Annotated in this window: 8 protein-coding genes; 5 read left to right on the forward strand and 3 right to left on the reverse strand. The window is 49.0% G+C overall.

All coding sequences use genetic code 11. The annotated features are described in order from the left end of the window. The first annotated feature begins 6 nt into the window (after positions 1-6). The 4 genes from srfAB (at position 7) to AC0OMA_RS02055 (ending at position 16,706) form a co-directional block, all read left to right on the forward strand. Complete coding sequence (gene srfAB / locus AC0OMA_RS02040) at positions 7-10,758, forward strand: surfactin non-ribosomal peptide synthetase SrfAB (protein ID WP_474221850.1); 10,752 nt, start codon at positions 7-9, stop codon at positions 10,756-10,758. A 36-nt stretch (positions 10,759-10,794) separates the two neighbouring features. Then, positions 10,795-14,622, forward strand: a complete 3,828-nt coding sequence (gene srfAC / locus AC0OMA_RS02045) for a surfactin non-ribosomal peptide synthetase SrfAC (RefSeq protein ID WP_474221851.1) — start codon at positions 10,795-10,797, stop codon at positions 14,620-14,622. Positions 14,623-14,650: 28 nt separating this feature from the next. Further along, on the forward strand, positions 14,651-15,379 hold the full coding sequence (srfAD, locus tag AC0OMA_RS02050; RefSeq protein ID WP_181218208.1) for a surfactin biosynthesis thioesterase SrfAD: 729 nt from the start codon (positions 14,651-14,653) through the stop codon (positions 15,377-15,379). A 100-nt stretch (positions 15,380-15,479) separates the two neighbouring features. Next, positions 15,480-16,706 (forward strand): MFS transporter, encoded by a 1,227-nt coding sequence (locus AC0OMA_RS02055; protein WP_474221852.1) that lies wholly within the window; start codon positions 15,480-15,482, stop codon positions 16,704-16,706. 14 nt (positions 16,707-16,720) lie between these two features. Here the strand turns inward: AC0OMA_RS02055 and AC0OMA_RS02060 are convergent, their stop codons facing one another. Both AC0OMA_RS02060 and AC0OMA_RS02065 read right to left on the reverse strand, forming a co-directional pair. After that, positions 16,721-17,278, reverse strand: coding sequence for a YcxB family protein (locus AC0OMA_RS02060; RefSeq protein ID WP_047182076.1), 558 nt, complete (start codon positions 17,276-17,278; stop codon positions 16,721-16,723). A gap of 53 nt (positions 17,279-17,331) precedes the next feature. Continuing rightward, entirely contained in the window at positions 17,332-18,270 is a 939-nt protein-coding gene (locus AC0OMA_RS02065) for a DMT family transporter (RefSeq protein WP_416720773.1), read from the reverse strand. A gap of 123 nt (positions 18,271-18,393) precedes the next feature. Here AC0OMA_RS02065 and AC0OMA_RS02070 point away from each other — a divergent pair, with 123 nt between their 5' ends. Continuing rightward, positions 18,394-19,728, forward strand: coding sequence for an aminotransferase-like domain-containing protein (locus AC0OMA_RS02070; RefSeq protein WP_416720774.1), 1,335 nt, complete (start codon positions 18,394-18,396; stop codon positions 19,726-19,728). On the opposite strand, the gene AC0OMA_RS02075 is transcribed toward AC0OMA_RS02070, so the two are convergent. Then, a complete protein-coding gene (locus AC0OMA_RS02075; RefSeq protein ID WP_100506685.1) occupies positions 19,723-20,397 on the reverse strand; it encodes a 4'-phosphopantetheinyl transferase in 675 nt (224 codons plus the stop codon). The genes AC0OMA_RS02070 and AC0OMA_RS02075 overlap by 6 nt on opposite strands. Position 20,398: the final 1 nt, after the last annotated feature.

Raw genomic sequence — 20,398 nt, forward strand, 5'->3', positions numbered from 1 at the left:
TGGCATATGAGCAAAAAATCGATTCAAAAGGTGTACGCACTGACACCAATGCAGGAGGGAATGCTGTATCATGCGATGCTTGATCCGCATTCTTCCTCGTACTTCACACAATTAGAGCTTGGGATTCACGGCGCTTTTGATCTTGAAATCTTTGAGAAAAGCGTCAATGAACTGATTCGGTCATACGATATTCTCCGTACGGTATTTGTGCATCAGCAGCTGCAAAAACCGCGTCAGGTCGTGTTAGCGGAACGCAAAACAAAGGTGCATTATGAGGATATCAGTCATGCAGACGAGAACCGCCAGAAAGAGCACATTGAGCGTTACAAACAAGACGTTCAGCGCCAAGGCTTTAACCTGGCAAAAGACATATTGTTCAAGGTGGCGGTTTTCCGCCTTGCTGCAGATCAGCTGTATCTTGTCTGGAGCAATCATCATATTATGATGGACGGCTGGAGCATGGGCGTCCTCATGAAAAGCCTGTTCCAAAACTATGAAGCGCTCAGAGCAGGAAGGACACCTGCAAACGGTCAAGGCAAGCCTTACTCCGACTACATCAAATGGCTTGGAAAACAGGAAAATGAAGAAGCGGAGAGCTACTGGAGCGAGCGCTTGGCGGGTTTTGAACAGCCAAGCGTGCTCCCGGGCCGCCTGCCTGTAAAAAAAGGCGAATACGTCAATAAAGAATATTCCTTTACATGGGACGAAACACTGGTTGCCCGCATTCAGAAAACCGCAAACCTTCATCAAGTGACAGGGCCTAACCTATTTCAGGCTGTTTGGGGCATTGTTCTCAGCAAATACAACTTTACGGATGATGTTGTCTTCGGAACGGTCGTCTCGGGACGACCGTCTGAAATCAACGGAATCGAAACGATGGCGGGGCTGTTTATCAACACCATTCCGGTGCGGGTGAAAGTTGAACGAGATGCTTCATTCGCTGATATTTTCACAGCTGTTCAGCAGCATGCAGTAGAGGCGGAGCGTTACGATTACGTGCCGCTCTATGAGATTCAAAAACGCTCAGCCCTTGATGGCAATCTCTTAAACCATCTGGTCGCGTTTGAAAATTATCCGCTTGATCAAGAGCTTGAAAACGGCAGCATGGAAGACCGCCTCGGGTTTTCGATCAAAGTAGAAAGCGCATTTGAACAAACGAGCTTCGATTTCAACCTGATTGTGTATCCGGGCAAAACGTGGACCGTCAAAATTAAATATAACGGAGCCGCCTTTGATTCCGCTTTTATCGAACGGATAGCGGAGCACCTTACCCGCATGATGGAAGCAGCTGTCGATCAGCCGGCCGCTTTTGTGCGTGAGTACGGGCTTGTGGGAGACGGAGAGCAGCGGCAAATTGTCGAGGTGTTTAACAGCACGAAAGCCGAACTCCCTGAAGGAAGGGCTGTTCACCAAGTATTTGAAGAGCAAGCGAAACGGACGCCGGCGAGCACTGCCGTCGTATATGAAGGAACCGAGCTGACATACCGCGAGCTGAATGCAGCGGCTAACCGTCTTGCGGGAAAGCTTGTCGAACAAGGGCTTCAAAAAGGGGAAACAGCAGCGATTATGAACGACCGCTCAGTAGAAACCGTTGTCGGCATGCTGGCTGTGTTAAAAGCAGGCGCCGCATATGTGCCGCTTGATCCAGCGCTTCCTGGGGATCGTCTTCGTTTCATGGCAGAGGACAGCTCTGTTCGAATGGTTTTGACCGGAAATTCTTATACAGGGCAGGCACATCAGCTGCAGGTGCCGGTTCTTACACTGGACATAGGCTTTGAAGAGAGTGAAGCGGCTGACAATCTCAACCTGCCATCCGCCCCGTCTGATTTGGCGTACATCATGTACACATCCGGTTCAACGGGCAAACCGAAAGGCGTCATGATCGAACATAAAAGCATTCTGCGCCTCGTCAAAAATGCCGGGTACGTTCCTGTTACTGAAGAGGACCGCATGGCGCAAACGGGAGCTGTCAGCTTTGATGCCGGAACGTTTGAGGTATTCGGCGCACTGCTAAATGGCGCAGCGCTTTATCCGGTCAAAAAAGAGACGCTGCTTGATGCGAAACAATTTGCTGCATTTCTGCGTGAGCAAAGAATCTCGACGATGTGGCTGACGTCACCTTTATTCAACCAGCTTGCCGCAAAGGATGCTGGTATGTTCGGCACACTGCGCCATTTAATCATCGGCGGAGACGCACTTGTCCCGCATATAGTCAGCAAAGTAAAACAGGCATCGCCGTCACTTTCATTGTGGAACGGATACGGCCCGACAGAAAACACGACGTTTTCAACCAGTTTTCTGATCGACCGTGAGTATGGCGGCTCTATCCCAATCGGGAAGCCGATCGGAAATTCCACTGCCTACATCCTGGATGAGCAGCAATGTCTGCAGCCAATCGGCGCGCCTGGTGAGCTTTGCGTAGGCGGAATCGGTGTAGCGCGAGGATATGTGAATCTCCCTGAGCTGACGGAGAAGCAATTTCTCGAAGACCCGTTCAGACCGGGTGAGAGAATTTATCGCACTGGTGACTTGGCAAGATGGCTGCCGGACGGCAATATCGAATTTTTAGGCAGAATCGACAACCAAGTGAAGGTGCGCGGCTTCCGAATTGAGCTTGGCGAAATTGAAACAAAACTGAACATGGCTGAGCATGTGACAGAAGCTGCGGTGATCATCCGCAAGAACAAAGCGGATGAAAATGAAATTTGCGCGTACTTTACGGCGGATCGTGAAGTGGCTGTGAGTGAGCTGAGAAAAACACTGTCTCAGTCTTTGCCTGACTATATGGTCCCTGCCCACCTGATTCAAATGGAAAGTCTGCCGCTCACGCCAAACGGGAAAATCAACAAAAAGGAACTGCCTGCACCGCAATCAGAAGCCGTGCAGCCGGAATACGCAGCACCAGAAACAGAGAGTGAAAAGAAATTAGCGGAGATCTGGGAAGGAATACTCGGCGTCAGAGCAGGCGTTACCGATAACTTCTTTATGATCGGCGGTCATTCTTTGAAAGCGATGATGATGACGGCGAAAATTCAAGAGCATTTTCATAAGGAAGTTCCGATAAAAGTGCTTTTTGAAAAGCCGACTATTCAAGAACTGGCACTGTATTTGGAAGAGAACGAGAGCAAGGAGGAGCAGACGTTTGAACCGATCAGGCAAGCACCTTATCAGCAGCATTATCCTGTATCCCCGGCCCAGCGGAGAATGTATATCCTCAATCAGCTTGGACAAGCAAACACAAGCTACAACGTCCCCGCTGTACTTCTGCTGGAGGGAGAAGTAGATAAAGACCGGCTTGAAAACGCGATACAGCAATTAATCAATCGGCACGAAATCCTCCGTACATCGTTTGACATGATCGACGGAGAGGTTGTGCAAACCGTTCATAAAAACATATCGTTCCAGCTGGAGGCTGCCAAGGGACAGGAAGAAGACGCGGAAGAGATAATCAAAGCATTTGTTCAGCCGTTTGAATTAAACCGCGCGCCGCTCGTCCGTTCGAAGCTTGTCCAGCTGGAAGAAAAACGCCACCTGCTGCTCATTGATATGCATCATATTATTACTGACGGCAGTTCAACAGGCATTCTAATCGGTGATCTTGCCAAAATATATCAAGGCGCAGATCTGGAACTGCCACAAATTCACTATAAAGATTATGCAGTTTGGCACAAAGAACAAACTGATAATCAAAAAGATGAGGAATACTGGCTCGATGTCTTTAAAGGCGAATTGCCAATACTGGATCTTCCCGCGGATTTCGAGCGGCCTGCTGAACGGAGCTTTGCGGGAGAGCGCGTGATGTTTGGGCTTGATAAGCAAATCACGGCTCAAATCAAATCGCTCATGGCAGAAACAGATACGACAATGTACATGTTTTTGCTGGCGGCGTTCAATGTACTCCTTTCCAAGTACGCGTCACAGGATGATATCATTGTCGGCTCGCCGACAGCTGGCAGAACACATCCTGATCTGCAAGGTGTGCCGGGTATGTTTGTCAACACGGTGGCACTCAGAACGGCACCAGCGGGGGATAAAACCTTCGCGCAATTCCTTGAAGAGGTCAAAACAGCCAGCCTTCAAGCATTCGAGCACCAGAGCTATCCGCTTGAGGAGCTGATTGAAAAGCTTCCGCTTACAAGGGATACAAGCAGAAGTCCGCTGTTCAGCGTGATGTTCAACATGCAGAATATGGAGATTCCTTCATTAAGATTAGGAGATTTGAAGATTTCCTCGTATTCCATGCTTCATCATGTTGCGAAATTTGATCTTTCCTTGGAAGCGGTCGAGCGTGAAGAGGATATCGGCCTAAGCTTTGACTATGCGACTGCCTTGTTTAAGGACGAGACGATCCGCCGCTGGAGCCGCCACTTTGTCAATATCATCAAAGCGGCCGCGGCTAATCCGAACGTTCGGCTGTCTGATGTAGATCTGCTTTCATCTGCAGAAACGGCTGCTTTGCTAGAAGAAAGACATATGACTCAAATTACCGAAGCAACCTTTGCCGCTCTTTTTGAAAAACAGGCCCAGCAAACACCTGACCATCCTGCGGTGAAGGCTGGCGGAAATCTGTTGACCTATCGCGAGCTTGATGAACAGGCGAACCAGCTGGCGCATCATCTTCGTGCCCAAGGGGCCGGAAATGAAGACATTGTCGCGATTGTTATGGACCGGTCAGCTGAAGTTATGGTATCCATTCTCGGTGTCATGAAGGCGGGGGCAGCTTTCCTTCCGATTGATCCTGATACACCTGAAGAACGAATCCGTTATTCATTAGAGGACAGCGGAGCAAAAATTGCGGTCGTGAATGAAAGAAACATGACGGCTATTGGGCAATATGAAGGGACAATCGTCAGCCTTGATGACGATAAGTGGAGAAATGAAAGCAAGGAGCGCCCATCATCGATTTCCGGGTCTCGCAATCTTGCATACGTCATTTATACGTCCGGCACGACCGGAAAGCCGAAGGGCGTGCAGATTGAGCATCGCAATCTGACAAACTATGTCTCTTGGTTTAGTGAAGAGGCGAGCCTGAAGGAAAATGATAAGACTGTATTGCTTTCATCTTACGCATTTGACCTTGGCTATACGAGCATGTTCCCCGTACTTCTGGGCGGGGGCGAGCTCCATATCGTACAGAAGGAAACCTATACGGCGCCGGATGAAATAGCGCACTATATCAAGGAGCATGGGATCACATATATCAAACTGACACCGTCTCTGTTCCATACAATAGTGAACTCAGCCAGTTTTGCAAAAGATGCGAACTTTGAATCCTTGCGCTTGATCGTCTTGGGAGGAGAAAAAATCATCCCGACTGATGTTCTCGCCTTCCGTAAGATGTATGGACACACCGAATTTATCAATCACTACGGCCCGACAGAAGCAACAATCGGCGCCATCGCCGGGCGGGTTGATCTGTCTGAGCCGGATGCATTTGCGAACCGCCCGACAATCGGACGGCCGATTGCGAATGCCGGCGCGCTTGTCTTAAATGAAGCATTGAAGCTTGTGCCGCCGGGAGCGAGCGGACATCTCTATATCACGGGACAGGGGCTTGCGAGAGGGTATCTCAACAGGCCTCAGCTGACAGCCGAGAGATTTGTGGAAAATCCATATTCGCCGGGCAGTCTCATGTACAAAACCGGAGATGTCGTACGAAAACTTTCTGACGGTACGCTTGCATTTATCGGCCGGGCTGATGATCAGGTGAAAATCCGCGGCTACCGCATTGAGCCGAAAGAAATTGAAACGGTCATGCTCAGCCTCAGCAGAATTCAAGAAGCGGTTGTATTAGCGGTTTCCGAGGGCGGCCTTCAAGAGCTTTGCGCGTATTATACGTCGGATCAAGCTATTGAAAAAGCAGAGCTCCGGAACCAGCTTTCCCTAACACTGCCGTCTCATATGATTCCTGCTTTCTTTGTGCAGGTTGACGCGATTCCGCTGACGGCAAACGGAAAAACCGACAGAAACGCTTTGCCGAAGCCGAACGCGGCACAATCCGGAGGCAAGGCCTTGGCCGCACCGGAGACAGCGCTTGAAGAAAGCTTATACCGCATTTGGCAGAAAACGCTTGGCATAGAAGCCATCGGCATTGACGACAATTTTTTCGATTTAGGCGGCCATTCATTAAAAGGGATGATGCTGATTGCCAACATTCAGGCGGAATTGGAGAAAAGCGTACCGCTTAAAGCACTGTTCGAGCAGCCGACTGTTCGCCAGCTGGCGGCTTATATGGAGGCGTCTGCCGTTTCAGGCGGCCATCAAGTCCTCAAACCGGCTGACAAGCAGGATATGTATCCATTGTCATCCGCACAGAAACGGATGTACGTGCTCAATCAGCTTGACCGCCAGACGATAAGCTACAACATGCCATCTGTTCTTCTAATGGAAGGCGAGCTTGATATTTCGCGCCTGCGCGACTCACTCAATCAGCTTGTGAATCGTCACGAATCATTGCGGACGTCATTTATGGAAGCTAATGGTGAGCCTGTTCAGCGCATCATTGAGAAGGCGGAGGTTGATCTTCATCTGTTTGAAGCCAAAGAAGACGAAGCGGACCAAAAGATTAAGGAATTTATCCGGCCATTCGACTTAAACGACGCACCGCTCATTCGCGCAGCTTTGCTTCGAATAGAAGCGAAAAAACATTTGCTGCTTTTAGATATGCATCATATCATCGCAGACGGCGTCTCAAGAGGCATTTTTGTAAAAGAATTGGCGCTGCTTTACAAAGGAGAGCAGCTTCCGGAGCCGGCGCTTCATTATAAAGATTTCGCCGTTTGGCAAAATGAAGCTGAGCAAAAAGAACGAATGAAGGAGCATGAGGCGTACTGGCTGTCGGTTCTTTCAGGAGAGCTGCCAGAGCTTGATCTCCCGCTCGATTACGCCCGTCCGCCTGTGCAAAGCTTTAAAGGAGATACGATCCGTTTCCGTACGGAAAGTGAGACGGCAAAGGCGGTAGAAAAACTGCTTACGGAAACCGGAACGACCTTGCACATGGTGCTCCATGCTGTTTTCCACGTCTTTTTAAGCAAAATTTCCGGACAGCGGGATATCGTCATCGGCTCCGTTACTGCCGGCCGGACGAATGCTGATATTCAGGACATGCCGGGAATGTTCGTCAATACACTTGCCCTGAGAATGGAAGCGAAAGAACAGCAAACATTTGCGGAGCTTTTGGAGCAAGCAAAGCAGACGAACCTGTCAGCGCTTGAGCATCAGGAGTATCCGTTTGAAGATCTGGTTAATCAGCTTGATCTCCCTCGGGATATGAGCCGAAACCCATTGTTTAATGTGATGGTGACGACAGAAAACCCTGATAAAGAACAGCTTGCATTGCAAAATCTGAGCATTTCACCTTATGAGGCTCATCAGGGAACTTCTAAGTTTGATCTGACACTGGGCGGATTTACCGATGAAAATGGCATTGGCTTGCAGCTCGAATATGCGACAGATCTGTTCGCGAAAGAAACAGCTGAAAAATGGAGCGAATACGTTCTGCGGCTACTAAAGGCTGTTGCGGATAACCCGAACCAGCCGCTTTCCAGCCTGTCATTTGTCACTGAAACAGAAAAACAAGCGCTTCTTGAGGCATGGAAGGGCAAATCGCTGCCTGTGCCGACAGACAAAACGGTTCATCAGCTATTCGAAGAGACTGTCCAGCGCCACAAAGACCGCCCGGCTGTCACATACAACGGCCAGTCTTGGACGTACGGCGAGCTGAATGCGAAGGCAAATCGTCTTGCGCGGATTCTGATGGACTGCGGCATCAGCCCGGATGACCGCGTCGGCATTCTCACGAAGCCGTCGCTTGAAATGTCCGCCGCGGTGCTCGGTGTCTTAAAGGCGGGAGCGGCGTTTGTGCCGATTGATCCTGACTACCCGGATCAGCGGATTGAATATATTTTACAGGACAGCGGCGCGAAGCTTCTCTTGAAACAGGAAGGCATTTCAGTGCCGGACAGCTATACGGGAGATGTCATTCTTCTCGACGGAAGCCGCACGATTCTAAGCCTGCCGCTTGATGAAAACGACGAGGAAAATCCAGAGACGGCTGTAACCACGGAGAACTTGGCGTACATGATTTACACGTCTGGAACGACCGGACAGCCGAAGGGTGTCATGGTCGAGCATCATGCGCTTGTGAACCTGTGCTTCTGGCACCACGACGCGTTCAGCATGACAGCGGAGGACCGCAGTGCGAAGTACGCAGGCTTTGGGTTCGACGCTTCCATTTGGGAGATGTTCCCGACCTGGACGATCGGTGCTGAGCTTCACGTCATTGATGAAGCGATCCGCCTCGATATCGTCCGCCTGAACGATTATTTTGAAACGAACGGCATAACGATCACGTTCCTGCCGACACAGCTTGCGGAACAGTTCATGGAGCTAGAGAACACATCGCTACGCGTATTGCTCACAGGCGGAGACAAGCTGAAGCGCGCAGTGAAAAAGCCGTACACACTCGTCAATAACTACGGGCCGACAGAGAATACGGTCGTTGCCACAAGCGGAGAAATCCATCCGGAGGAAGGCTCGCTTTCCATCGGAAGGGCCATCGCCAATACGAGAGTATACATTCTCGGCGAGGGCAATCAGGTGCAGCCGGAAGGCGTAGCCGGAGAGCTTTGCGTGGCGGGGCGCGGACTGGCACGCGGCTATCTGAATCGAGAAGACGAAACCGCGAAGCGGTTTGTCGCTGATCCGTTTGTGCCGGGTGAGCGCATGTACCGTACCGGCGATTTAGTGAAATGGACGGGCGGCGGCATTGAGTACATCGGCCGGATCGACCAGCAGGTCAAGGTCCGCGGCTACCGGATCGAGCTCTCAGAAATTGAAGTCCAGCTCGCCCAGCTTTCTGAGGTGCAGGATGCGGCGGTGACAGCTGTCAAAGATAAAGGCGGCAACACAGCGATCGCGGCGTATGTCACACCGGAAACAGCTGACATAGAAGCTCTGAAATCAGCACTGAAGGAAACCCTGCCGGATTACATGATCCCGGCGTTCTGGGTGACGCTGAACGAGCTTCCGGTTACGGCAAACGGCAAAGTGGACCGCAAAGCCTTGCCTGAGCCGGACATCGAAGCGGGAAGCGGAGAATACAAAGCGCCGACGACCGACATGGAAGAGCTGCTTGCCGGCATCTGGCAGGATGTGCTTGGAATGTCTGAAGTCGGTGTCACCGACAATTTCTTCTCGCTTGGCGGAGATTCCATCAAAGGAATTCAAATGGCGAGCCGCTTGAACCAGCACGGCTGGAAGCTGGAAATGAAAGATCTCTTCCAGCACCCGACGATCGAAGAGCTTACCCAATATGTAGAGCGTGCCGAAGGCAAACAGGCAGACCAAGGCCCGGTGGAGGGCGAAGTCATCCTGACGCCGATCCAGCGCTGGTTCTTTGAAAAGAACTTCACGAACAAGCACCACTGGAACCAATCGGTGATGCTTCACGCCAAGAAGGGCTTTGATCCTGAACGGGTGGAGAAAACATTGCAGGCGCTGATCGAGCATCATGACGCGCTCCGCATGGTCTATCGTGAGGAAAACGGGGACATTGTTCAGGCGTATAAACCGATCGGTGAGAGCAAGGTCAGCTTTGAAATCGTGGATCTGTACGGCTCCGATGAAGAGATGCTGAGAAGCCAGATTAAGATTCTCGCGAACAAGCTGCAAAGCAGTCTCGATCTGCGAAACGGGCCGCTTTTAAAGGCGGAGCAATATCGCACAGAAGCTGGGGATCACCTGCTCATTGCTGTACACCATCTCGTGGTCGACGGTGTGTCATGGCGGATTTTGCTTGAAGATTTTGCTTCAGGCTACATGCAGGCTGAGAAAGAAGAGAGCCTTGTCTTCCCGCAAAAAACAAACTCCTTCAAGGACTGGGCGGAAGAACTGGCGGCATTCAGCCAATCAGCGCATCTTTTACAGCAGGCTGAATACTGGTCGCAAATTGCCGCTGAACAGGTTTCTCCTTTACCGAAGGATTGTGAAACAGAGCAGCGGATCGTCAAGGATACATCATCCGTCCTATGTGAACTAACGGAAGAAGACACGAAGCATCTTTTAACAGATGTTCATCAGCCATATGGAACTGAAATCAACGATATTCTTCTCAGCGCGCTCGGTTTGACAATGAAAGAATGGACAAAGGGTGCCAAAATTGGCATTAACCTTGAGGGACACGGCCGGGAGGACATTATCCCGAATGTGAATATCTCCAGAACGGTCGGCTGGTTTACGGCACAATACCCTGTTGTGCTCGACATATCTGAAGCAGATGCCTCAGCTGTGATCAAAACAGTCAAAGAAAACCTGCGCCGCATTCCGGACAAAGGTGTTGGCTACGGCATTCTTCGTTATTTCACAGAAACAGCGGAAACAAAGGGCTTCACACCGGAAATCAGCTTCAACTATTTGGGCCAATTCGACAGTGAAGTCAAAACCGATTTCTTTGAACCGTCCGCTTTCGATATGGGGCGCCAAGTAAGCGGAGAATCAGAGGCGCTGTACGCTTTAAGCTTCAGCGGCATGATCAGAAATGGCCGGTTTGTGCTTTCCTGCTCCTACAATGAAAAGGAGTTTGAAAGAGCCACGATTGAAGAGCGAATGGAACGGTTTAAAGAAAACCTCCTGATGCTAATCCGCCATTGCACGGAAAAAGAAGACAAGGAATTCACACCAAGCGACTTCAGCGCAGAAGACCTTGAAATGGACGAGATGGGAGATATCTTTGACATGCTTGAGGAGAATTTAAAATAAAACGCAAGGGAATTACAGAAGGCGGGAGCGAAACATATGAGTCAATTTAGCAAGGATCAGGTTCAAGATATGTATTACCTATCGCCGATGCAGGAAGGGATGCTTTTTCATGCCATCCTGAATCCCGGCCAAAGCTTTTACCTTGAACAAATCACGATGAAAGTAAAAGGCAGCTTGAATATCAAATGTCTTGAAGAAAGCATGAATGTCATCATGGACCGGTACGATGTATTTCGTACCGTGTTCATTCACGAAAAAGTAAAAAGACCTGTCCAAGTCGTATTGAAAAAACGGCAGTTCCATATAGAAGAAATCGATCTGATACACTTAACGGGCAGCGAGCAAACAGCCAAAATCAATGAGTACAAAGAACAGGATAAGATCAGGGGTTTTGATTTGACGCGGGATATTCCGATGCGGGCAGCCATTTTCAAGAAAGCTGAAGAAAGCTTTGAATGGGTGTGGAGCTACCACCACATTATTTTGGACGGATGGTGCTTCGGCATCGTCGTACAGGATCTATTTAAGGTATACAATGCTCTGCGCGAACAAAAGCCGTACAGCCTGCCGCCCGTCAAACCGTATAAAGACTACATCAAGTGGCTTGAAAAGCAGGATAAACAAGCATCACTGCGTTACTGGCGCGAGTATTTAGAGGACTTTGAAGGACAAACGACGTTTGCGGAGCAAAGAAAGAAACAAAAGGACGGCTATGAGCCGAAAGAGCTGCTCTTTTCACTGCCGGAGGCGGAAACAAAGGCCTTTACCGAGCTTGCAAAATCGCAGCATACCACTTTAAGTACGGCGCTGCAGGCAGTCTGGAGCGTATTGATCAGCCGCTATCAGCAGTCTGGCGATTTGGCCTTCGGTACAGTTGTTTCAGGGCGTCCCGCGGAAATCAAAGGCGTTGAACATATGGTTGGGCTGTTTATCAACGTCGTCCCGAGACGTGTGAAGCTGTCTGAGGGTATCACATTTAACGGCTTGCTCAAGCAGCTGCAGGAGCAATCGCTGCAGTCTGAGCCGCATCAATATGTGCCGCTTTATGACATCCAAAGCCAGGCTGATCAGCCGAAACTGATTGACCACATCATTGTTTTTGAGAACTATCCGCTTCAGGATGCGAAAAATGAAGAAAGCAGTGAAAACGGCTTTGATATGGTGGATGTTCATGTTTTTGAGAAGTCGAATTATGATCTAAACCTGATGGCTTCCCCGGGAGATGAGATGCTGATTAAGCTTGCCTATAATGAGAATGTGTTTGATGAGGCGTTTATCCTGCGCTTGAAATCTCAGCTTCTTACAGCAATTCAGCAGCTCATCCAGAATCCGGATCAGCCTGTCAGCACGATCAACCTCGTTGACGACAGGGAGAGAGAATTTTTGCTAACCGGCTTAAACCCGCCGGCTCAAGCTCATGAAACAAAGCCTCTGACGGATTGGTTCAAGGAAGCAGTGAACGGCAATCCGGATGCGCCGGCGCTTACGTATTCCGGCCAGACCCTGTCTTATCGCGAATTAGATGAGGAAGCGAACCGCCTTGCACGCCGGCTGCAAAAACACGGTGCGGGCAAAGGCTCTGTTGTAGCGCTGTACACGAAGCGCTCACTTGAACTGGTGATCGGCATTCTCGGTGTATTAAAGGCGGGAGCAGCCTATCTGCCGGTTGATCCGAAGCTGCCAGAGGACCGAATCTCGTATATGCTGGCTGACAGTGCGGCAGCCTGTCTTCTGACGCATCAGGAGATGAAAGAACAAGCGGCTGAGCTGCCGTATACAGGCACAACGCTCTTCATTGATGATCAAACACGGTTTGAAGAACAGGCAAGCGATCCTGCAACCGCGATTGATCCTAATGATCCGGCATATATCATGTACACGTCCGGCACAACCGGAAAGCCAAAGGGCAATATCACCACTCATGCCAATATTCAAGGATTGGTCAAGCATGTAGACTACATGGCATTCTCTGAGAAAGATACATTCTTATCTGTTTCCAATTACGCCTTTGACGCATTTACCTTTGATTTCTACGCTTCAATATTGAATGCGTCACGTCTCATTATCGCAGATGAACATACGCTGCTTGATACAGAACGGCTCACAGATCTGATCCTGCAAGAGAATGTCAATGTCATGTTTGCGACAACCGCACTATTTAATCTTCTCACAGATACGGGAGAGGATTGGATGAAGGGACTACGCTGTATATTATTCGGCGGAGAGCGCGCCTCAGTGCCTCATGTCAGAAAAGCGCTACGGGTCATGGGGCCGGGCAAGCTGATTAACTGCTACGGGCCGACTGAGGGAACAGTGTTTGCGACTGCTCACGTCGTGCATGATATACCGGATTCCATCTCCTCATTGCCGATCGGAAAGCCGATCAGCAATGCCAGTGTTTATATTCTGAACGAGCAAAGCCAGCTCCAGCCATTCGGGGCGATCGGTGAACTGTGCATCAGCGGAATGGGCGTGTCAAAAGGATATGTAAATCGTGCTGACCTCACGAAGGAAAAGTTTATTAAGAACCCGTTCAAGCTGGGAGAAACGCTTTACCGCACAGGGGATTTAGCACGCTGGCTGCCGGATGGAACGATTGAATACGCCGGCCGTATTGACGACCAGGTCAAAATACGCGGACACCGGATTGAGCTTGAAGAAATCGAAAAGCAGCTGCAGGAATACCCAGGTGTGAAAGATGCGGTCGTTGTGGCGGACCGCCCTGAGTCTGGCGATGCATCAATCAACGCATACCTTGTGAACCGAACGCAGCTTTCAGCTGAAGACGTGAAGGCGCACCTGAAAAAACAGCTTCCTGCTTATATGGTGCCGCAAACCTTTACCTTCTTGGATGAGCTTCCTTTAACGACGAACGGGAAAGTCAATAAACGGCTGCTTCCAAAACCTGATCAGGATCAGCTGGCGGAAGAATGGATCGGACCGCGGAACGAGATGGAAGAAACAATCGCACAAATCTGGTCTGAGGTTCTCGGCAGAAAGCAAATTGGCATTCATGACGATTTCTTTGCGCTCGGAGGGCATTCCTTGAAGGCCATGACCGCCGCTTCCCGAATCAAGAAAGAGCTCGGGATTGATCTTCCAGTAAAGCTTTTGTTTGAAGCGCCGACGATCGCCGGCATTTCAGCGTATGTGAAAAACGGGGGCCCTGATGGCTTGCAGGATGTAACGATAATGAATCAGGATCAGGAGCAGATCATTTTCGCATTTCCGCCGGTCTTGGGCTATGGCCTTATGTACCAAAATCTGTCCAGCCGCTTGCCGTCATACAAGCTGTGCGCCTTTGATTTTATTGAGGAGGAAGACCGGCTTGACCGCTATGCGGATTTGATCCAGAAGCTGCAGCCGGAAGGGCCTTTAACATTGTTTGGATATTCAGCGGGATGCAGCCTGGCGTTTGAAGCTGCCAAAAAGCTTGAGGAACAAGGCCGTATTGTTCAGCGGATCATCATGGTGGATTCCTATAAAAAACAAGGTGTCAGTGATCTGGACGGACGCACGGTTGAAAGTGATGTCGAAGCGTTGATGAATGTCAATCGGGACAATGAAGCGCTCAACAGCGAAGCCGTCAAACAAGGCCTCAAGCAAAAAACACATGCCTTTTACTCATACTACGTCAATCTGATCAGCACAGGCCAGGTGAAAGCAGATATTGATCTGTTGACTTCCGGCGCTGATTTTGACATGCCGGAATGGCTTGCATCATGGGAAGAAGCTACAACAGGTGCTTACCGTGTGAAAAGAGGCTTCGGAACACACGCAGAAATGCTGCAGGGCGAAACGCTAGATAGGAATGCCGGGATTTTGCTCGAATTTCTTAATACACAAACCGTAACGGTTTCATAAATGAAGTGATGAAAGGAGGAGACAGCCAATGAGCCAACTCTTCAAATCATTTGATGCGTCGGAAAAAACGCAGCTCATCTGTTTTCCGTTTGCCGGCGGCTACTCGGCGTCGTTTCGCCCTCTCCATGCTTTTTTGCAGGGGGAGTGCGAGATGCTCGCTGCCGAGCCGCCGGGACACGGCACGAATCAAACGTCAGCTATTGAGGATCTCGAAGAGCTGACGGATTTGTACAAGCAAGAACTGAACCTTCGCCCTGATCGGCCGTTTGTGCTGTTCGGACACAGTATGGGCGGAATGATCACCTTCAGGCTGGCGCAAAAGCTTGAGCGTGAAGGCGTCTATCCGCAGGCGGTTATCATTTCTGCAATCCAGCCGCCTCATATTCAGCGGAAGAAAGTGTCCCACCTGCCTGATGATCAGTTTCTCGATCATATTATCCAATTAGGCGGAATGCCCGCAGAGCTTGTTGAAAATAAGGAGGTCATGTCCTTTTTCCTGCCTTCTTTCCGATCAGATTACCGGGCTCTTGAACAATTTGAGCTTCACGATCTGGCCCAGATCCAGTCGCCTGTTCATGTCTTTAACGGGCTTGGTGATAAAAAATGCATACGAGATGCGGAAGGCTGGAAGAAGTGGGCAAAAGACATCACATTCCATCAATTTGACGGCGGGCACATGTTCCTGCTGTCACAAACGGAAGAAGTCGCAGAACGGATTTTTGCGATCTTGAATCAGCATCCGATCATTCAACCGTGATCAAAAGCGGACAGCTTCGGCTGTTCCGCTTTTTTTGTGTAGAATGCCAACTTTTGCATGGTATAATAGTCGAAATACTCAAACAAAGGCAGGTCGAAACATGCGCACGTCTCCCAGGATGAAATGGTTTGTATTGCTGTTTACGTTTGTTTTCGCCATCGGAATGAACTCATTCAGAAATTCCTTTCAATTTTTTATGCTGCCAATGGCGGATGCCTTCCATGCCGACAGGTCGCTGATCTCGGTTTCTGTCAGCATTTTTATGATCACAACCGGCATCGTCCAGTTTTTTGTCGGTTTTTTCATCGACCGTTTCAGTGTCAGAAAAATTATGGCGCTTGGAGCTGTCTGCATCAGCGCAAGCTTTTTGGTGCTTCCTTATTCACCGAATGTTCATGTGTTTTCCGCCATTTACGGTGTGCTTGGCGGAATCGGCTATTCCTGCGCGGTCGGCGTGACGACCCAGTATTTCATCAGCCGTTGGTTTGACACACACAAAGGTCTGGCGCTTACTATTTTGACCAATGCCAACTCTGCGGGCCTGCTGCTTCTCTCGCCCATTTGGGCTGCGGCTCCGTATCATGCCGGCTGGCAGAGCACCTATACGATTTTGGGAATCGTCATGGCGGCTGTTCTGCTGCCGCTCCTCGTCTTTGGGATGAAGCACCCGCCACATGCGCAAGCAGAGTCTGTGAAAAAATCTTATGATTGGCGGGGATTTTGGAACGTGATGAAGCAATCCCGCCTCATTCATATCCTGTACTTTGGCGTGTTTACTTGCGGATTTACGATGGGAATTATTGATGCTCACCTCGTCCCGATACTGAAGGATGCGCATGTCTCTCATGTCAACGGAATGATGGCCGCGTTCGGAGCATTTATCATCATTGGCGGATTATTGGCGGGCTGGCTGTCCGATCTCCTCGGCAGCAGAAGCGTCATGCTATCCATCTTATTTTTCATTCGGCTGCTCAGCCTCATTTGCCTGCTCATTCCCATTCTCGGAATTCATCACAGCGAACTTTGGTATTTTGGCTTTATCCTGTTATTTGGACTCAGTTACACAGGCGTGATCCCGCTGACCGCGGCGTCAATTTCGGAAAGCTATCAAACAGGATTGATCGGATCGCTGTTAGGCATCAATTTCTTTATCCATCAGGTTGCCGGAGCTCTCAGCGTGTATGCGGGCGGTTTGTTTTTTGACATGACTCATGGTTATTTGCTGATTGTCGCTGTGTGCATCGTGTTTGTGGGTTTATCGGCTGTAATAGAGCTGGTGCCGTTTTTAGATAAACAAAAGGCAAAAGAAACCCACCAATCAATATAAAAGGATCAGCACTGTCAATGCTGATCCTTTTTAAATTTGAGTTTTTTTGTTTCGGTATTTTTAAGGATAATCTCCTTGAATCTGTTCATTTCCTCTTTGGAATGAAAAAAACGTTTTGGGATCGCAATATATTGGCCGCTTGATGTATTGACCCTGAAGATATTTTTATATTCGAAAACAGCTGTGATTTCATCCCAATTGAAAATGAGGTCATATTTTTTAGAACATATACGAATTCCTTCTTGGTTCAGAGTATATGTTCTTTTAGATTTCATCCGTTCGTTCTTCTTGTATGCTCTGGAAAACTTCACATATAGAAGAAGGAGGAGCAGAAGTGTAAACAGAACGGACATCACGATAATCAACATACTGTTCATAAACAAGTTAAGCGCGTCACTGCCATAAACGATACGGGGCCATCCGTTAATGAAGTTAACTGCAGCAAATATGGCGCAAAACAACAGAAAGTAAAAACATGATAATTTTGCGATTTGATAAAAAAAGATTTCTCTTACATCCTTAAAAGTGATTTCTCCTGGAAGATTGATACTTTCACTAGCATATTGAACCATACGGTAAACCTACACCTCTAACCATGTTTTTCCTTTCAGTCTAGCATAATTTCTCATTTTTTTGCAGGCATACCAGGGCGCTTTGTTTTTTTCTCCAGATTGATATTGCTCCCCACCACGCCAATCATAATACAAACAGCTCCGGCAAGATGATACCAGGCCAGGCTTTCGTTGAGAATCACAACTCCTGCAATCATCGTCACAATGGTAGATACATGATTAAAAGCGCTCATTTTAAACGCCTCAATTCGCGACAGCGTATAGTTAGACAGAAATGAAGTGACGAGTGAAGACAGCACGCCCAAATACACGATGGCGAGAACGAAGCCGGGCTCCCGGAACGGCAGAAAATAAGTGCCGACTGTTCCCGCCGCTCCGTGACGCACAAGGGCGATGGCGTTGAAGACGACAAAGCCGATGGATGACATGATGTAGGTGAGCTCGGTCAGCTTGAACCGCTGCGTCATTTTTCTGGCAGCAGTATTGTACATCGCTGAAGACAAAGCGGACAATAGGATCAGCAAAGACCCTTTTAAGCTGGCTGATTCCACGTCAACGCCTTTCATCACAAAAATAAACATGACGCCGGCAACGGATAAAACCGTGAACCCCTTTTGCGTCCACGTTGGGCGTTCCTTTAAAACATAAGCGGCAAAGACCATCGTGAAAATCGGAATGGCTGCCTGAATAATTCCCGCTTCAGAGGAGGACGAGTACACAAGGCCGAATGCCTGAAAGCTGAAAAATAACGCGGGATACAGCAGGGCGAGCGGCAAAATGGCAATGACGTCCTCTACGCGGATTGATAGCTTTACCCAGCCGAATAAGATCGGTATAGTGGCCGCAGCAAACGCAATGGTGAACCGATGCGCCAAAATATCAAACGGCTCTGCTGTTTGCAGTGCGATTTTTACGAATAGAAAGGATAAACCGATAATGAACGAATATAAAATAGCCGCTATATAAGCGGGGGCTTGCTGATGTTTAACCATAATGGGAAGTGCTCCTTTACCTGAATTGCAGCGCCGGTCGCTCCCTTTATTGTATGGCCGCGGTCAGAACGGTACAATGAGAAAAACAATGAACTGTACCGGTACAAAACAGGGGGAGAAGGCATGGAGAAATATATGAGTCTATTAACGAGGATAGAGGAGATGATGCAAAGCACCGCCTATCAAGAAGGAGACAGGCTTCCATCTATCCGTCAGCTGTCCGCCCGCTACCAAGTCAGCAAAAGCACAGTGATCCGCGCGCTGCAGGAGCTGGAAAAGCGCCACCTTATCTATTCTGTTCCGAAAAGCGGCTATTATATTGTGAAAAAGACGGGAAAAGCCAAAAGCGGGCAGCAGGGTCCCATCGACTTTGCCACATCTGCGCCGGACCCAGATGTGTTTCCGTATCTTGATTTTCAGCACTGTATCAACAAAGCGATTGATACATACAAAAACGATTTGTTTATTTATGGGACGCCAAAGGGGCTTCCATCACTCATCCGTGTACTCCGAAAGCTCTTGGCCAATCAGCAGGTATTTGCGGATGAACGGCATATTTTCATTACATCAGGTGTCCAGCAGGCGTTATCTCTGCTTTGTGCCATGCCATTTCCAAATGGGAAAGAAAAGATCGCCATTGAACAGCCGGGCTACTATTTGATGGTCGAACAGCTTGAGACGCTAGGGATTCCCGCCATCGGGGTGAAACGAACGGAAGAAGGGCTTGATATAGCCGAGGTTGAGCGGTTATTTCAAACAGAATCGATTAAATTTTTTTATACGATGCCCCGCTTCCATAACCCGCTTGGCTGCTCTTTGTCAGAGCGTGATAAACAGGAGCTTGTGAGACTGGCAGAAGCGTATGATGTCTATCTCGTTGAGGATGATTACCTCGGTGATCTGGAGGAAAATAAAAAGGCAGATCCGCTGTACGCATATGATCTGTCCTCACATGTCATCTATTTGAAAAGCTTCTCGAAAATGATGTTCCCCGGCCTCCGCGTGGGGGCGGCTGTTTTGCCCGAAGCGCTGACTGACACGTTCTATGCGTACAAAAAACTGAACGACATCGACTGTTCGATGATTTCTCAAGCGGCATTGGAGATTTACCTGAAAAGCGGTATGTACGGCAGGCATAAGGAGAAAATCAGAGATTCTTATAAAGAGCGGTCGCTGAGGCTACATCAAGCCATTCAAACACACAGGCAGCTGGGAAGCGGCCGCTTTACGTTCTCCAGCGGGCAGGCACCCTGTATGCACACCCATCTGGTGCTTCCTCAGGATCTGCCCGCCTCAAGAGTGATTCATAGACTGAAAAAACAAGGGGTGACCCTTGAGGCGATAGACCGTCATTATTTATCAGATTATCAGAAAGAAAATCTATTAAAAATCAATATTTCCAATGTGAAAACGGAAGATATTGAGCGCGGTGTCAAGCTGTTGATGAGCCATTTATAAAAGCTCTTCGTACGAGACCATTGTGATATCCTCGGGGAAATCAGGGTGTGCGGCGCATACAGCCATTTTGTAGTCGGGATCGACCTCATACGTTTTGATATAGCATGGGGAATGGCTGTCCGGAAGCTCAATGGATACTTGTCCGTCCTGATGCAGGCGCACTGAAAAGGAATCAAGCGGAAGCGATAAGCCTTTGCCTTCCTGTTTGATAAAGCTTTCTTTCATTGACCATAGATGATAAAAATAGTCTGTCTGCTCGTCCTTGTCTTTTGCTAAAAGGTCGCTGTACTCTGTTTTTGAAAAGAAGCGCTTGGCGATCTCAAGGCTGATCGGTTTCGTTTTTTCGATATCTATGCCGATCGGCTGTGAATCAAACGCGCAAATGACCCAGCGGCCGGAGTGAGAAATGTTGAAATGAGCGTCGGGAAGATCAGGGATGCACGGCTTCCCGTATTCCTGCGTGCTAAAGCGGATATCGGATTTGTCCAACTGATACTGCCTGCTTATGACTGAGCGAACGAGCACATCTCCCAGCAGGGTGCGGTGAGCATCTTCTTTATGATAAAATCTCCGGCATTTCTCCCGTTTTTCAGGTGATATGAAAGACATGAACCGTTCATTTTCTTCCTGTGAAAGCGGGCGGTCCATATAAATTCCGTAAATCTTCATT

This window comes from Bacillus sp. AMCV2 (assembly GCF_056033925.1).